The sequence below is a fragment of the Azospira sp. I13 genome (genome assembly GCF_003112695.1).
Lineage (GTDB): Bacteria > Pseudomonadota > Gammaproteobacteria > Burkholderiales > Rhodocyclaceae > Azospira.
The window spans coordinates 101,001-117,617 of record NZ_BFBP01000005.1 but is presented as its reverse complement, the minus strand read 5'-3'; the positions used below and the strand labels follow the sequence as shown (position 1 = coordinate 117,617).

Below are 16,617 nucleotides of genomic sequence, written 5' to 3'. Positions count from 1 at the left end.
CAGCAGCCCTTCCCACTTGACCCCAGATGTTTCGGGGCAGTCCGGAGGGGCTGTTTGCTCATGGGGTATCCCGTCTTCCCGCGCCACTGCACCATTAACACCTCCGGCCCTGGCATCACCATGCCAATCTCCGCTTTTCCGCCCCCTGATGCGCCTCCACCAGAGCCGATCGTCATAAAATGCGGAATTCCGGTGCGCTTGCCGCGCCGTGCATCCCCATCCTGAAGGTACGCCATGAAAAAACTGGCCCAGATCATTGGCAGCCTGGCCCTGGCCAGCGCAGCATCCGCCACCACCGTGCAGCAGTTCCAACCCCAGGGCAAGGTGGGGGACCAGACCCGCATCACAGCCCGCTTCAGCGCCGACATGGTGAAGCTGGGAGAGGCCACGGCGGCCGCGCCCTTCGAGGTGGATTGCGCCCGCATCTCCGGCGAAGGCCGCTGGGTAGATGCCCGCACCTGGGCCTGGCAGCTGGCGCGCGCCCTGCAACCCGGCGAACGCTGCGTCTTCACGGTCAAATCCCAACAGCTTGCCCTGAGCGGGGAGAGCATCGGCGGCAAAACCCGTTTCGAGCTGTTCGGCGCCCCTCCCCGGCCCTGGCGCATCGTTCCGTCCCCCGGCAGCGCCATCGACGAGGAACAGGCTTTCGTCATCAACGGCGGCAGCGAGCTGGATGCCCGTTCCCTGGAAAACAATCTTTGGTGCGAAGCTGACGGCGTCGGCCAGCGCCTACCGGCCCAGCCGGTGACGGCCAAGGTGCGCCAGGAGGTGCTGCAACGGGTGGGCAATGGGGGCGCCGCGCCCCTGGTGGTGACCTGCAGCGAACGCCTGCCCGCCGGCAGCCGGGCCCGCCTGGTCTGGGGCGCCGGCATCCGCGCCGCCAACGGTACGCCGACGGAAAAGGAAGAAAGCTTCGTCTACAAGGTGCGGGACCCCTTCAAGGCCACCTTCTCCTGCGAGCGGGAAAAGGCCGGTGCGCCCTGCTCCCCCCTCTCGGGCCTCAGCATCCAGTTCAACGCTCCTTTCGATGCCAAACAGATCGGCCAGTTCGTCCTGGTCACCCCGGAGGGCAAGCGCAAGCCCCAGGACCCCAACCAGAACAGCAGCAGCAAGAGCGACTCCCTGCAATCCCTCAGCTTCCCTGGCCCTCTGCCCCAGAATGCGGAGCTGACCCTGGAAATCCCCGCCGGGCTGAAAGATGACGCGGGCCGCCCCCTGGCCAACGCCGCCAGCTTCCCCCTCAAACTGCGTACCGGCGGGCTGCCGCCCCTGGCCAAGTTTCCCGGCGCCTTCGGCATTGTGGAGCTGAAGGAAGGCGGGCTACTCCCGGTCACCCTGCGCAACGTGGAAGCCAGCCTGAAGACCGCCGGCCTGACCCTGCCGGGCCAGCACCGCTTCAGCCAGCAGCGTCTGACGGAAGATGCGGATGTGATTGCCGCCATGCTGGCCCTGGAAAAGTTCGAGCAACAGAGCCGCAAGGTCCGCCTGAAGGTGGAGGGCGAATGGCGGGAACTGATCGACCCCTACTACGCCCGGGAGCTCTCCTTCCTCCAGGGGCGGGCCGGCGTCGCCCGCCAGGAGTTGCCCAAGCCCGGCGGCAGCAGCGAGTTCGAGGTGATCGGCGTGCCCCTGCAAAAACCCGGTTACCACATCGTCGAAATCGAAAGCCAGCTGCTGGGCCAGGCCCTGCTGGCAACGCCCAAGCCCATGTACGTGCGGGCCGCAGCCCTGGTCACCAATCTGGCGGTGCATCTGAAGACGGGGCGGGACAACGGCCTGGTCTGGGTCACCGCCCTGGACAGCGGCAAGCCGGTGGCCGGCGCCGAGGTGCGCATCTCTGGCTGTAACGGCCAGTCCCTCTGGCAAGGCAGCACCGATGCCCAAGGCCGGGCCCGGGTGGATCAGGCCCTGCAAGCGCCCTACTGCCGCGAATCCCAGTTCCTTTTCGCCAGCGCCCGCCTCAACGGCGACTACAGCTTCGTCCGCTCCGACTGGAACGAAGGCATCGAACCCTGGCGCTTCGGTGTGGAAACCTGGGGCGAGAGCAGCGACTTCAAGATCCACTCCGTGCTTGACCGCACCCTCTTCCGTCCCGGCCAGACCCTCTCCATGAAGCACCTGGCCCGCAGCCGCAACAGCCGGGGCTTTGCCATTCTGGCAGCGGAAGAGCTGCCCACCCGCCTGGTCATCCGCCACGGCGAAAGCGGTACCGAATATCCCCAGCCCCTGAGCTGGGATGCCCAGGGCGCCGCCACCAGCAGCTGGAAGGTGCCGGACTCGGCCAAGCTGGGCAATTACGAAATCGTGCTCTCCGGCGGCAAGCGGGGCGAGCAGTACACCGGGGAATTCCGGGTCGCCGACTTCCGCCTGCCGGTGTTTACCGGCAGCGTGCAGGGCGTGCCGGCCCGCCAGGTGGCGCCGGGCAAGGTGCCCCTGGCCCTGGGCTTGTCCTTCCTCAACGGCGGCGCAGCCAAGCGGGCGGAAGTCCAGGTCTCGGCCACCCTGCGCCCGCGTTGGCCGGTGTACAAGAACTACGAGGCCTACAACTTCCACATCGACTTCGATGCCGCCGCCCTGGCCGCCTTCAAGGTGGAGGCCAATCGGGAACAGGAAACCCTCATCCTCGATCGCCAGGCCGTGACCCTGGACCAGGCCGGCGCCGGCAAGCTGGAGGTGGTGCTGCCTGCCAAGCCCAAGGGCCCCAGCGAAGTCTATGCGGAAATGACCTTCGCCGACCCCAACGGGGAAATCCAGACCCTGCGGGGCCGGGTGGAGCTATGGCCGGCCAATGTGGCGGTGGGCATCAAGGTGGCGGACTGGGCCTCCGGCAACGGCAAGAACCGCATCGAAGTGGCGGTGCTGGATACCCAGGGCAAGCCCGTGGCGGGCCAGGCGGTGAGCGTCAAGGCCAAGCGGCGGGTGGATTACAGCCACCGCCGGCGCATCGTCGGCGGTTTCTACGCCTACGAAAACCAGCAGGAATACCAGGACATGGGCGAAGTCTGCGCCGGCACCACGGACAGCCGGGGCCTGCTGCTGTGCGAGCCCAAGGCCGGCGAGCCGGGGGCCATCCACCTGCTAGCCGAAACCCGGGACAGCCAGGGCAACGTGGCCCGGGCCAGCACCAGCTACTGGGTCAGCGGCGGCGGCGACCTGTGGTTCACCGCCGGCAACCAGGACCGCATCGACGTCATTCCCGAAAAGCGCAGCTACCAGCCCGGGGAGACGGCCCGCTTCCAGGTGCGCACGCCCTTCCGGGAAGCCACCGCCCTGGTTTCCGTGGAGGCGGGTGGCATCATCGACACCTACGTGCAGCCCCTTTCCCGTTTCAAGCCCACCGTGGAAATCCCGGTCAAACCCGAATGGGGGCCGAATGTCTATGTCTCCGTGCTCGCCGTGCGGGGCCGGGTGGAGCCCCTGAAATGGACCAGCTTCTTCCACTGGGGCTGGCGCGAGCCCCTGGCCTGGTTCAAGGAATGGTGGCACCCGGAGCAGCCCACCGCCATGGTGGACCTGGCCAAGCCGGCCTACCGCCTGGGCCTGGGGGAAATCGCCGTGGGCAACGACGGCTTCCGCCTCAAGGTGGAGGTGAACAGCGACAAGAGCGACTACCGGCCCCGGGAAGAGGCCACGGTGAAAATCCGCGTCACCACGCCGGACGGCAAGCCGGCCCCCGCCGGCAGCGAGGTGGCTTTTGCCGCGGTGGACCAGGCCCTGCTGGAACTGCGCCCCAACGACAGCTGGGACCTGCTGCAGGCCTTCCTGCAGAAGCGGGCCTACCAGGTGGAAACCGCCACCGCCCAATCCCAGGTCATCGGCAAGCGCCATTTCGGCAAGAAGGCCCTGCCCCCCGGCGGCGGCGGCGGCCGCGCCCCGGCCCGGGAACTGTTCGACACCCTGCTCAGCTGGCAGCCCCGGGTCAAGCTGGATGCCAACGGCAGCGCCACCCTCAAGGTGGCGATGAACGATTCCCTCAGCGAATTCCGCCTGGTGGGCGTGGCCACGGCCGGAGCCGGCCTGTTCGGCAGCGGCAGCAGCAGCGTGCGCACCCGGCAGGACCTGCAGATCATCTCCGGCCTGCCGCCCCTGGTGCGGGAGGGCGACCATTTCAAGGCCCTGGTCACCCTGCGCAACGGCACCGCCCGCCAGATGACGGTGCGCCTCCAGGCCCGCCATGGCAGCCAGAGCCTGCCCGAACGCCAAGTCGTCCTGGCCGCCGAAGGGGCCGCCGAACTCAGCTGGGAGGCGGACGCCCCCGATGGTGCCAACCACCAGGACTGGGAATTCACCGCCAAAGAAGAAGGCGGCAAGGCCCAGGATGCCCTGAAGATTACCCAGCAGATCGCCCCCGCCGTGCCGGTGACGGTGCAGCAGGCCACCTTCACCCGGGTCGACGGCAAGTACGAGGTCGGCGTCAGTCCGCCGGCCGGCGCCCTGCCCGGCAAGGGCGGGCTGGAGATCAGCCTGTCGCCCAAGCTGGCGGTGCCGCCGCCGAGCCTGCGTCGCTTCTTCGAGGAGTACCCCTTCTCCTGCCTGGAACAGAAGACCTCCGTCGCCGTCGGCCTCAACGATGCCCGGCGCTGGCAGGCCGTAGCCGACAGCCTCCCCGGCATGCTGGACAGCAACGGCCTGGCCGGCTACTTCCCCGGCACTCCGGGCAGCGCCACCCTGACGGCCTATCTGCTCGACCTCACCACCCTGGCCGGCTTCGCCGTGCCGGAGGAGAGCAAACGGCGCATGATCCAGGGCCTCACCGCCTACGCCGAAGGCCGCCTGCGCACCGGAGAATGGGCACCCGCCAGTTACGGCGACCCGCTGCTGCTGCGCCGCCTCAACGTGCTGCAGGCCCTGGGCCGGCAGGGTGTGCAACTGCCGCGCACGGTGGCGGCCCTGGAGGTGGATCCCCTGCGCCTGCCCACGGCGGCCCTCATCGACTGGTATCTGGTGTTGCAGCGCACCGCCGACCTGCCCCAGCGCAGCAAGCGCCTGACCGAGGCCCAGCAGGAACTGCGCAACCGCCTCTCCTACACCGGCGGCCGCCTGACCTTCACCACGGAACGGGAAGACTACTGGTGGTGGATGATGCTCAACGCCGACGCCAACGCCTTCCGCCTCATCGAGGCCATGCTCGACAACCCGGCCTGGCAGGAGGACCTGCCCCGCCTGGTGCAGGGCGCCATGGAGCGCCAGGTGCGGGGCCGCTGGCTGACCACCACGGCCAATGCCTGGGCCCGGGTCACCCTGGACCGCTTCGCCCGCAAGTTCGAGCGGGAGCCGGTGGCCGGCAAGACCGTGGCCAGCCTGGCGAAAGCCAGTGCCGAGGTGGACTGGCGCCAGACTGGTGACGCCCTGCCCGCCCCCCTGGCCCTGCCCTGGCCCAATCCGGCCGGCAAGGAGGACAAGCTGCAGCTGAGCCACCAGGGCAGCGGCAAGCCCTGGGCCACCGTGCAGGTGCTGGCGGCCGTGGCCGACGGCCCGGCCCGGGCCATGGGCTACCGCATCAGCCGCAAGGTGGCGCCGCTGCAAGAGAAGACCCCGGGCAAGGTCAGCCGCGGCGATCTGTGGCGCGTGACCCTGACGGTGGATGCGGACCAGGACATGACCTGGGTAGCCCTGAGCGACCCCATTCCCGCCGGTGCCCGCATCCTGGGCGACGGCGACGGACGGGACAGCGCCATCGGCACCCTGGATGAGAACCGGGACGCGCACGGCCTGCGGCCCAGCTACGTGGAGCGCAGCTTCAGCGCCTTCCGGGCCTATTACCAGTGGCTGCCCAAGGGCCGCTTCGTCCTGCAATACACCCTGCGCCTCAACAACAGCGGCGACTTCGCCCTGCCGCCGACCCGGGTAGAGGCCCTCTACGCCCCCGACGTGTTCGGCGAAGTGCCCAACAGCCGGGTCAAGGTTGGCGACTAGACCGGCCGTGCCCCGCTCTTCAGGCTTTGGGGCGCGCCGCCCGCCGCTGCGGCGATGGGCGCTGCTCCCCACCCTGGCCCTGCTCCTGGGGCTGGCCGCGCCTGCCGCCCAGGCCCTGCCGGACTACGCCCAGGTGCGCCGGGAATACCGGGCCTCCGACGCCACCCTGCTGGCCCGGGACGGACAGGTGCTGCAGAGCCTGCGCCTCGACCGCAACGTCCGACGCCGGGCCTGGACGCCCCTGGCGGAAATTTCCCCGGCCCTGGTGCGGGCCGTCATCGTCTCCGAAGACCGGCGCTTCATGGAGCATGAGGGCGTGGACTGGCGCGCCGCCGGCAAGGCCGCCTGGAGCAACTTCTGGGGCAGCCGCACCCGGGGCGCCAGCACCCTGACCATGCAACTGGCCGGCCTGCTGGAGGAGGACGGGCAGCGCCGGGGCCGCCGCTCCTTCCTCGACAAGCTCGGCCAGTCCATGGCGGCGGGACGCCTGGAGCGCACCTGGAACAAGCGCCAGATCATCGAGGCCTATCTCAACCTGGTGCCCTTCCGGGGCGAACTGCAGGGCGTCGGCGCCATGAGCCAGGAGCTGTTCGGCAAGTGGCCCCACGGCCTGGACGAGCGGGAATCCGCCCTGGCTGCAGCCCTGCTGCGCTCCCCCAATGCCTCCCCCGCCGTGGTGGCCCGCCGGGCCTGCCGCTTGCTGGCGGAAATGGGCCGGGAACAGGAATGCAGCGACGCCCAGGCCTTCGCCGCCTATGTGGACTACGCCCTCAGCGGCGCCCAGCGTACGCGCCAGGCCCCCTCCCCCCAACTGGCGCCCCACCTGGCCCGCAAGCTGCTGGAGCACCCCGGCCAGGCCCTGCGTTCCAGCCTGGACGGGGACCTGCAGCAGTTCGCCAGCCACGCCCTGCGGCGCCACCTCCATGCCCTGCGGCACCAGAACGTGGAAGACGGCGCGGTGCTGGTGCTGGACAACGCCAGCGGCGAAATCCTGGCCTGGGTCGGCTCCAGCGGCGACCTCTCGGAGGCGGCGGAAGTGGATGGGGTCACCGCCCTGCGCCAGGCCGGCTCCACCCTCAAGCCCTTTCTCTACGCCCTGGCCTTTGAACAGCGGGCCTTGACGCCCGCCTCCCTCATCGAGGATGCGCCCCTGGCCCTGGATACGGGCAACGGCCTCTACGCTCCCCAGAACTACGAGCCCCACTACCAGGGCTGGGTCTCGGTGCGGCGCGCCCTGGCCGGCTCCCTCAACGTGCCGGCGGTGCGCACCCTGGTGCGCCTGGGGCCCGAACCCTTCCGCCGCAAGCTGCTGCAGGCCGGCCTGGCCAGCCTCAACCAGGATGGCGACTGGTACGGCTACAGCCTGGCCCTGGGCTCGGCGGACATTTCCCTGCTGATGCTGGCCAATGGTTACCGCAGCCTGGCCAACGGGGGGCGCTGGAGCCCCCTGCGGGCCGTGCCTGCCGCTGCTGCAACTGCCACCACTGCCGGCAGCAATGGCAAGGCCCAGCCCATTCCCTGCCGCCGCGAAGGCTGCACCGGGGTTTTCAGCGACGTGCCCCGCCCGGCCTTCACCGCGGCGGCAGCCTTCCTGGTGGGAGACATCCTGGCCGACCGCAATGCCCGGGCCTCCACCTTCGGCCTGGAATCCTGGCTCGCCACGCCCTACTGGAGCGCGGTCAAGACCGGCACCAGCAAGGACATGCGGGACAACTGGTGCGCCGGCTATTCCCGCCGCTACACCGTGGCGGTGTGGGTGGGCAATGCCGGCGGCAGCCCCATGCACGACGTTTCGGGCATCAGCGGCGCAGCGCCGGTGTGGCGGGAGGTCATGGACTGGCTGCACCGCGGCGATCCGGCCCGGGCCCGGCCCCCCCAATCGAGCCGACCACCTTCGGCCCCTGCCGGGGTGGTGCACCAGCGCATCCGCTTCGAACCAGCCCGGGAGCCGGCCCGCCAGGAGTGGTTCCTCGCCGGCACGGAACAGGCGGTCATCCGCCAGGCCGGTGGCCAGGCCCTGAGTCGTATTGCCTACCCGACCGACGGCACCATCCTGGCCCTGGACCCGGACATTCCACCCAGCCGGCAACGCATCGAACTGCGCCTGAGCGGCCCCGCCGACCCGGGCTGGCACTGGCAACTCGACGGCAAGAGGCTGGCGGCGGCCCACCCGGCACCCCGCTGGCTGCCCCAGCCCGGCCGCCACCGCCTGCAACTGCTGGATGGAAGCCGGAAGGTGGTGGATGAAGTGGCCTTTGAAGTACGGGCCCTGAAAGGCCGGGCTCGCTAAATCGGCGTGCCCCGCCCTCCGCCTTCGTCCGTGACCAGCATGGGGAAGGTTCGGCAGCAGCAGCTTTGTAGCCCCCTTCAAGAGCCGCGACATCAAATGTCGCATCAATCCCTATGATGGTCTCCATACCCCGAGTTTGGGAATGGAGACCATCATGGAACTGGATTTTGACGACCCGCCCGCCCTTGCTGTCCCCCACAAATGCAACCGGCGGGGCGCGGTATTTGCGCTGCGCATCCTGCTGGCCAACCCGGGGGCCTACGTGGAAGACAGCGAAAACCTGCTCCGCCTGTTGGGTGAAGAGGCCCGCTGGCCGGCCCCCATCCAGGCAGCTTTGGGCAAGGCCCTGGCGCGGGAACGGGACGACGAAGACGGCGAGCAGCCCAACGGCACGACGCTGCACATCGGTCCCCTGCTGCGGCGGCGCCAGGCCTTCCGAACCTACAACGAGGTTATTTCCCGCCAGTTCGTGGAAGCCCCCAGGCTGATCCAGGAAGCCCTGGAAGACAACCTGGCCCATCTGGCCCCCGGCAAGCAATGGAAAAAGCCGGGCAACCCCAACATCGCCCTGCTGGGCCGCCTGCTGCGCCTGAGCCCCCTGGAACTGCGCCTGCTGGACTTCGCCGAACTGCGTCATTTCGAACCGTTCCGCCAGTTTCTGCGGTCCATCAGCGGATTTGCACCGAACGAGGCTTTCGAGCTGCTGGCCCAGGCGATCGCTGCGCCAGCCCACCAGGTACGGGCTGCTCTCAGCAGCCAGGGCCCCTTGCGGGCCCTCGGCCTGGTGCGGCTGGACGTCTCTCCCCGGGACCTGGAGGACTTTGTCGCCCTGGGCGAAACGGGGCGGATGTTCCTGACCGAGCAATTCCGCACCGAAGCCGAAATGCTGCGCCATGTCTTGCAGGCCTCCCCTGCGCCGGCGCTGGAACACGCTGACTTTCAGCACATGGAAAAGGAGTTTGCCTGGCTCCAGGCCTATATGGCCCAGGCGGCGGCGGGCAAGGTTGCCGGCGCAAACATCCTCTTTTACGGGCCTCCGGGAACCGGCAAGTCCGAATTTGCCCGCCTCCTGGCAGCAAGCTGCGGGCTGGCGGCCTTTGACGTGAAATCGTCCGACAACGACGGTGATTCCGTCTCCGGCAAGCTGCGCATGGCCAATTTCGTCATCGCTCAGCGCTTTCTTGCCGATCGCCAGGACAGCCTGCTGGTCTTCGACGAGATCGAAGATGTTTTCCCCGACACGGGCATGGGCCTGGCCGCCTTCTTCGGCCGCGGCCGCAATACCGCCCGTCCCGACCAATCGAAAGCGTGGCTGAATCACCAACTGGAGCATTCACCGGTTCCCGCCATCTGGATCAGCAATGCCATTGACGGAATCGACGAAGCCTATCTGCGCCGTTTCGCCTTTCACCTGGAGTTCCGTACGCCGCCCAAGGCGGCTCGGCAACGGGTCATCAGCCGCTGCCTGGCCAATCTCTCCGTCAGCCCCCCGCTGATTACCCAATTGGCAGCCGATGACAGCCTGACCCCGGCCCAGATCCACCAGGCCAGCCGTTTCGCCAAAATCTGCGCCGGCAATCAGGAAACCGTGGATGAGCAGCTCCTGCTGCAGGCCATCCGCGCCAGCCAGGGGGCCATGGGGCGCCCCCTCCTGGCCGCGGCGACGGAAGACGGCCAACGCCCCTGCCAGTTCGACTACCTGAACCTGGACAGCGAACTGCCGGTGGCGCAGATCCGGCAGGCCCTGGTGCGGCGTCCGCTCGGCACCCTGTGCTTCTACGGTGTGCCGGGAGCCGGCAAGACCTCCCTGGCCCACCACCTGGCGGAAGCCATGGGCCGGCCTTTGCTGGTGAAGCGGGCCTCGGACCTGCTGGGCAAATATGTCGGCGAGTCGGAGAAGCGCATCGCCGGCATGTTCCGGGAAGCCGCCCAGGAAGGTGCGGTGCTGTTGCTGGACGAGGCTGACAGCTTCCTGCGGGATCGCCGTCTGGCAGCCCATTCCTGGGAGGTCACCCAGGTCAACGAGCTGTTGCAGCAGATGGAATCCTTTGCCGGCGTCTTCATCTGCACCACCAACCTGATGCAGGAGGTCGATCCGGCCGCCTTGCGCCGCTTCACCTTCAAGATCCGTTTCGACGCCCTTGCCCCCGCGCAGCGCCGGGCGATGTTTGCCGCCCAGGTGATGGGCATCCCCTCCCATCCCCTGCCGGCAGACATCGGCCGGGCACTGGACCGACTGCACGCCCTCACGCCGGGGGACTTCGCCACCGTGCAGCGACAGGAGCGGATGCTGGGAGAACGCTATTCCCCGGCGCATTTCCTCGCCCAACTGCTGCGCGAACACACCGCCAAGGCGGGGGAACAGCGGCCCGGCATGGGCTTTCTTGCCTGAGGCGCCTTTGCCGCCAGCAATTTTCCCAAGCCGGCCCGGCCTTTCATCTTCGGACACCATCGACATCACCGAGACCATCATGCTGAACTTTGACGACCTGGACGCCCCCGACCTTCCCCCGCCTGAAACGTCCCTGTTTTTCCGGCGCGCCTGGTGGGACCCGCTCTTCATCCTGATCGCCGGTCTGACCGCCTTCCTGGTCTTCGTAGCCTCCGATGTGGCGCGTGACCAATGGCTTGAAGACCTGGTGGGCTATTCCGCTACCCGCATTGGGGTCCTGCTCTGGCTGGTGATGTTCCTCTGGGGCACCCTCCAGGGAGCCCGCCACCGCGCGGTCATCTACATCAATGACGATATCACCCCCAACTACAACGATGCCCTGTGGACCTTCGGCATCTTCCTGGGGGCGCCGGTCATTGCGGTGACGGTGTGGCTGCTGCTTTCCCTGGGCTCCTGGCTGCTCTTTCCAGCCCATATGGAGCCGCCCCGCTACGACGATGCCGGCTTCTACCTGATGTACGCCCTGTGGCTTGCCGGCGCCATCTGGCTGTACGCCCGGCTGTATGCCTATAACCGCAATGCCCTGACCACCACGGCGGCCTTCATTACCAAGCTGAGCTGGTGCTTCCTGGCCTGCGCCTTCTTCCGCCAGGCCGAGCGGGACCTGGAAAACGAATCGGGCAAGGGCACCTATGAAGTCATGAGCAACTTCATCGTGCACATCGTCCTCTTCTTCATGGCGCTGCTGGTGATCGGCAAGCTGACCTACACTGGCCCTTCCCTCCGGAAGTAGGCTCCGATTACCCTTCGCCCTGCCGTCAGCCTTTCCATCTCACTTCATCCGCCCACCCCATGTCCGCCCAGAACAAGAGCACCAAGACCCTGCAACGCCACTGGGAACTGCTGGCGTTGCTGCCCTCCCATCCGCCCGGCCGCACGGCAGGCGAGCTGACGGAAGCCCTCGGGGAATCCTACGAGGTCACCAAACGCCAGGTGGAGCGGGACCTGGCGGACCTGGAAGGCCTGCATTTCCTGGGCATTGCCTGCAACGACAAGGGCAAGCCCTATGGCTGGTACTGGCCCCGGGAAGCCAGAAGCCGGGCCTTTGGCCTCCCGGGCGGAATGCGCCGGGCGCCAGCCCATGACTTTCCCCCCGCGGCCCTGGCCCCCTATCTCGCCCCCACCCGGAGCAGCGCCCCGGTAGCGCCCCTCCCTTTCTTCGGCCGGGAGTGGCTCTTTGCCGAATTGGAAGGCCGTCTTGCCGCTGACCCTGCGGCAACACCGGGACACCTCTGCGTGCTACAGGGCGCCATGGGCGTGGGTAAAAGTGCCTTCCTGGCCCATTACTGGGCGCAATCCGGCCGTCGGAGCCTGGCCTACTACGCTTGTACGGAGGCCGACAGACGCGTACCGGAAGCCCTGCTGGAGGAATTGATCCATACGATTTCGGCCCACCTGGCCACCGCCCATCCCTTCATTGCCCCGCCCCTCGCGCGGCAACTGGAAATCGATGCGCAAACTCGGGAACCGCGCACCCTCGCCGCACACTTCCGGCAACTGGTGCTGCAGCCCTTGTCCCAATGCCCATCCCCTCCCGTTCCTTGGCTGGTCGTCGTGGATGGTGTGGAGCGCTTCGGACTGGGCGATGGGCGCAATGCCCTGCTCGAACTGTTGCTCGAGGTACGGAGGGAGTTGCCGGCGAGCCTGCAATTGATCCTGGCCAGCCGGCCCATCCCCGCCCTGGCCCAGGTATCCGGCATTTTCCCCGTCATTCCCCTGGCCCAGGAAGATCCCCGGCATCAGGCTGATCTGACCGCCTGCGCCCGCCATCGTCTGGCCGGGCGTCTGTCCGAAAAGGGCATTGCCGACATCCTGGCGGCAGGCGGTGGCAGCTTTCTTTACCTGGAAGCCGTGGCCAGCGGACTGGAACACCCCACCGCGCGGCCCGGCGCTCTCCCCACCGGGCTTGACGAGGCCTACGGCAGAATCCTGCGCCAGCATTGCCCTGATAGCGGGCTATTCGCGGAACAGTATGCCCCCCTCCTGACCTTCCTCGCGGGCAGCCTCAGCCCCTTTCCGGAGCCCCTGCTCTGCGCCCTGTCGGGCCAGACCCCCAGGCAACTCATGAAACGGCTAACCCCGCTGCTGGGCCATCTGGTGCTGTACGAGAACGGCGCCTACCGACTGCTGCACGCCGGCTTGGCCGACTGGCTGCACAATCCCCACCGCAGCGGTCCCTTTGCCCTGGAAAACGAGGGAGACCAAGGTCTTGGCGACTGGATCACCGCCAAGGTCACGGCCCCGGACTGGGAAGACACGCCCGCCGATATTCGGCTCGCCTGCCTTGACGCCCTGCCCCGGGTCGTGGAGCGGTGTCAGGCATGGCACGAGCCGGAACAACTCCTGAACCTGGCTCGGCTACTGCATCGCGCCTACCGCTACCCGGAAGCCCGGCGGCTCACCGGGCTTGTCCTGGTTCTGGCCGAGCGGTACCCGGAAAACCTGCCGTTACAGGTCCAAGCACGCTGCCAGGAGGCTGCGGGATGGCGCATGGCGGGTCAGCCCCGGGCGGCCCTGGAAACCCTGGCCCGTGCCGAGGCCCTGCTCCCTCCCGAACCGGCGGAGCCCACCCTGCGGGTCGCCATCTATCGTCAATACGGACTCACCCATTACGTAACAAACGACTTTAATAAATCCGGTCAATTCTTTGTTTTATCATCAGAATTATTAGCCAACAATCCCCAGGGCAACTTGCTGCGTGCCGAACTGCTGAACAACGGGGGGCGCATGTGGAGCCGGGTACCGGAGCGCCATGGCGAAGCAGAGACCTGCCTGCGGGAATCCCTGCGCATCCGCCAGCAACTGCTGGGAGAATCTCACCCCAAGACCGGGGCAACGCTGAACAATCTGGGGTTTTTCTACAACCAAGCCGGCAGGCGCGAAGAGGCGGAGGAATGCTACCTCCGGGCCATCGCCGCAAAACGTACCCGGGGCAGCCAGTACGATGCCTCCATTGCCCTGGCCGAATCCAATCTGGGATCGTTTTACCTGCAGCAGGGATCGCCTGCCAAGGCCGAACCCCATCTGCTCCGGGCCCTGGCGGCACGGGAGGCCCTCTTTGGCAAAAACAGCATTCCGGTCGGCCGGGTGCTCCGAAAGCTGCTCAAGCTCTACACCCTGCAACAACGAACCGTGGAAGCGCGGACATGCGCTGAACGGCTCCATGGGATTCCCGGCTGGGAAGGTGCCGATGCTGGCGAAGAAGAACGGGACTAGTGCAACAGGCCCCGAGCGGGGTACCAAGATGCTGCCGAAACACTAGCGCCGCCGAACTGATCAGCGGTCGGCAGGTTTTCTAGGGGCTGACCGTCAATGCGAGGCTGCCCCACGCTCCTGATGATCAGCGGCGAATCACAGCCTGGCTGGCAATGAACAAGGCACAGGGCTGCAGGGAGTCACCTGTTGCCACGAGGGATACACCACCGCTGATCTCCCAGCCCACCCCCAGACAGGCATTGACCGCCCCCTCCAGGCGGTCCAGCGCCTCATCGGAATTGGTGGACGTTGCTCTCAGCACCCGGTACTCCATCCCATTTTTCCCTTCACTGTGATTTTCAAGTCCCTTCCCGGAAGCACTCCGGAAAGGGCTGGGGGAGCCCGACACCCTGCTCCCGCGCTTAACGAGCTTTGGCCGGCGGCTCAGGACGGCAACTGACGCCCACCCAGCACCTTGCCGCCGGTCTGGGCTTCTGCCTGGGCTTCCGCTTTTTCCCGTGTCGCCGCCTGAATGACGAGACGCTGTTCACCACCGCCGGGCAGACGGACCCGAATCTCAAAGGTATGCATTTGAATCTCCGCTGGATGAATGGAAAACGGATGCAGTCGCACGGTAAACCTGCGCCACAAACATCCGTACAACAACCTACGGAATTTTAGCGCCATCTGACGGATTGCCGCGAGCGGCTTATTCTCCGCCCGGCGATTGCCCCCTGGCGGCGGGAACTGGGTTCAGTCCCTAGCCAGCCATTTCACCGGCTCCACCGTGACGGTGCCCTTGTCGCTGCTGATCATCAGATGGCCGTCCTGGATGGAGCAGGAAAGGCGCATGGTGCGGTCCGCCAGTTCGGCCAGGGCGCGGCTCTGGGCTTCGGGAATGAACAGTACGGTGAGCTTCTCCTGCCGCTCTACCTTGGTCGCCAGTTGGGACCACCAGATTTCGGCGGCCCGGCCGCCATAGGCCAGCACTACCACCTGGGCGGAGCGGGAAAGCCCCTTCTTGATGCGCTTTTCGTCGGGCAGACCGACTTCGATCCACTGTTCGATGGCCTCGGTGTAGTCCTTGCGCCAGAGGTCCGGCTCGTCGTCGTCGGAGAGGCCCTTGCAGAAGCCCAGGCGCTCGTCGGCATAGAGCGCGTAGGCCAGCAGGCGAATCATCATGCGTTCGTCGGTTTCCGACGGGTGGCGGGCCAGGGTCAGGGAATAGTCGGCGTAATGATGCCGGTCCATGTCGGCGACGCTCAGATCGGCCTTGAAAACAGTGGATTTAAGTGCCATGAAATCAGTTTTTCAGTGGGAAGGAATGGGGGCGAAAGGTAGCCGACTTCGCGGCTTCAGCATAGGGGGCCGCTGGGCCGGGGGTCAGAGGAACAGACCGCAACCGATGGGCGCCGAGAACAGCCGGTGAGCACCGGTGGCAACTAGCGAATCCTCAGACTGCATCAGCCAGCAGCCCGCGGTGGATATGGGCCTTCAATTCCGCCAGGTCCATCTCGGCCGCCCCAAGGCTCGGCAGGATGGGGCGGAAGGCCAGGATCATGGCCATGGCGCCGAAGATGCCGACGTGGAACAGCACCGGGTCGGAACGGCGCAGTACGCCGGCCTCCATGGCCTCCTGCCAGAAGGGGGAAAAGCGTTCGCAGGACGGCCCCAGCAGCTGGGCCACCAGGAAATCCCGGCGCTCCCCGGGAAGAGAGGTCTCCCGCATGATGAGCAGGGTAAGGGTGGGCCGCTGCACGAGCTTGTCCATGAAAATGTCCAGCACCTGGGTGACGCGCTGCACCAGCGGGCCTTCGCCCTGAATCAGGGGCAGCAATTCATGGGCCAGGGAGGCCTGGAAATCGGCCGCCATGGATTCCACCACCGCCTGCCACAGTCCCTCCTTGGAGCCGAAGTGGTGGAAGATCATGGCCACGTCGAACCCCGCCGAGACGGCAATGGCCCGCAGGCTGGCGCCGGCGAAACCGAGTTCGGAGAAAGCCAGCAAGGCCGCGGCCAGCAGCTTTTCGCGGCTGTCCACATCGGTGCTGCGGGGGCGCCCGGGACGGCGCGGGGATGAAGGTGGCGGGCTCATATTCGGAGCGCAAAGATATCACGTTCGGCCAGGCACAGACGGTTACAAAGAGCCCCTTGTCATTATTAAACGATCGCTGAATAATGGATCGACCCGGGGCCGGCCTGCAAATGGCCGACCATCAGGCTCCGGGACGGTTTTCCATCCAATCCAAGAACAGGAGTCACCCATGTCAGAAAAGCTGAACTTCGCCTCCTTGGCCTCGCTTTCCCAGGCCAACAACGCCTTGGCCACCTCCTTCCTGGGGGCCACCCAGGTCTATTTCGACACCATCCAGAACCTGGCCGAACTCAATTTCGGCGCCGTGCGGCAAATGCTGGAAGACGAGGCGGCGGGCTACAAGCAACTGCTCGGCAGCACCAGCGTCCAACAGGCGGTGGATATCCAGACCGGCCTGGCCCACACCCTGCTGAAAAACGGCACCGCCTATGCCCAGGCTGCCTACGAGCTGACCACGACCGCCGCCGAAGAACTGACCCCCGTCATGCAAAGTCAATATGTAGAATGGCAGGCAGCCGTGGAGGATGGCGCCCGCCAGACCGCCGCCACCCTGCCCTTCGGCAAGGACCTGGCCCTGGCCGCCATCAAGCAGGGTGGCGCCCTGACCCAGTCGCTGCAGCAGGTTGCCGCCGCCATGCCGAAAGCGGCCGCAAAAAGCAAAAAATGATG

Annotated in this window: 10 protein-coding genes; 6 read left to right on the top strand and 4 right to left on the bottom strand. The window is 67.0% G+C overall.

What is annotated here, in order from left to right:
• Nucleotides 1–234 precede the first annotated feature (234 nt).
• The 5 genes from AZSI13_RS05945 (at nucleotide 235) to AZSI13_RS05925 (ending at nucleotide 13,874) form a co-directional block, all read left to right on the top strand.
• A complete protein-coding gene (locus AZSI13_RS05945; RefSeq protein ID WP_109040259.1) occupies nucleotides 235–5,916 on the top strand; it encodes an alpha-2-macroglobulin in 5,682 nt (1,893 codons plus the stop codon).
• 7 nt (nucleotides 5,917–5,923) lie between these two features.
• Entirely contained in the window at nucleotides 5,924–8,206 is a 2,283-nt protein-coding gene (gene pbpC, locus AZSI13_RS05940; RefSeq protein ID WP_201262320.1) for a penicillin-binding protein 1C, read from the top strand.
• Between the two features lie 154 nt (nucleotides 8,207–8,360).
• The gene (locus AZSI13_RS05935; RefSeq protein WP_165833361.1) at nucleotides 8,361–10,598 is read left to right on the top strand and encodes an AAA family ATPase; all 2,238 of its coding nucleotides are present in this window, start codon (nucleotides 8,361–8,363) and stop codon (nucleotides 10,596–10,598) included.
• Between the two features lie 79 nt (nucleotides 10,599–10,677).
• Nucleotides 10,678–11,391, top strand: coding sequence for a hypothetical protein (locus AZSI13_RS05930; protein ID WP_109040257.1), 714 nt, complete (start codon nucleotides 10,678–10,680; stop codon nucleotides 11,389–11,391).
• Nucleotides 11,392–11,450: 59 nt separating this feature from the next.
• Entirely contained in the window at nucleotides 11,451–13,874 is a 2,424-nt protein-coding gene (locus AZSI13_RS05925) for a tetratricopeptide repeat protein (RefSeq protein WP_109040256.1), read from the top strand.
• 124 nt (nucleotides 13,875–13,998) lie between these two features.
• Here AZSI13_RS05925 and AZSI13_RS17480 read toward each other — a convergent pair whose 3' ends face one another.
• The 4 genes from AZSI13_RS17480 to AZSI13_RS05910 all read right to left on the bottom strand — a co-directional run bounded on the left by AZSI13_RS17480 (nucleotide 13,999) and on the right by AZSI13_RS05910 (nucleotide 15,894).
• Complete coding sequence (locus tag AZSI13_RS17480) at nucleotides 13,999–14,175, bottom strand: hypothetical protein (protein ID WP_165833360.1); 177 nt, start codon at nucleotides 14,173–14,175, stop codon at nucleotides 13,999–14,001.
• 122 nt (nucleotides 14,176–14,297) lie between these two features.
• The gene (locus tag AZSI13_RS17475; protein ID WP_165833359.1) at nucleotides 14,298–14,444 is read right to left on the bottom strand and encodes a hypothetical protein; all 147 of its coding nucleotides are present in this window, start codon (nucleotides 14,442–14,444) and stop codon (nucleotides 14,298–14,300) included.
• A 162-nt stretch (nucleotides 14,445–14,606) separates the two neighbouring features.
• Nucleotides 14,607–15,152, bottom strand: a complete 546-nt coding sequence (locus AZSI13_RS05915) for a YaeQ family protein (protein WP_109040254.1) — start codon at nucleotides 15,150–15,152, stop codon at nucleotides 14,607–14,609.
• Between the two features lie 154 nt (nucleotides 15,153–15,306).
• Nucleotides 15,307–15,894 carry a TetR/AcrR family transcriptional regulator gene (locus tag AZSI13_RS05910; RefSeq protein WP_165833358.1) on the bottom strand — a complete coding sequence of 196 codons (588 nt, stop codon included), beginning with the start codon at nucleotides 15,892–15,894 and terminating at the stop codon, nucleotides 15,307–15,309.
• A 223-nt stretch (nucleotides 15,895–16,117) separates the two neighbouring features.
• Between AZSI13_RS05910 and AZSI13_RS17470 the strand changes: the two genes are divergently transcribed.
• Complete coding sequence (locus AZSI13_RS17470; RefSeq protein ID WP_165833357.1) at nucleotides 16,118–16,615, top strand: phasin family protein; 498 nt, start codon at nucleotides 16,118–16,120, stop codon at nucleotides 16,613–16,615.
• Nucleotides 16,616–16,617: the final 2 nt, after the last annotated feature.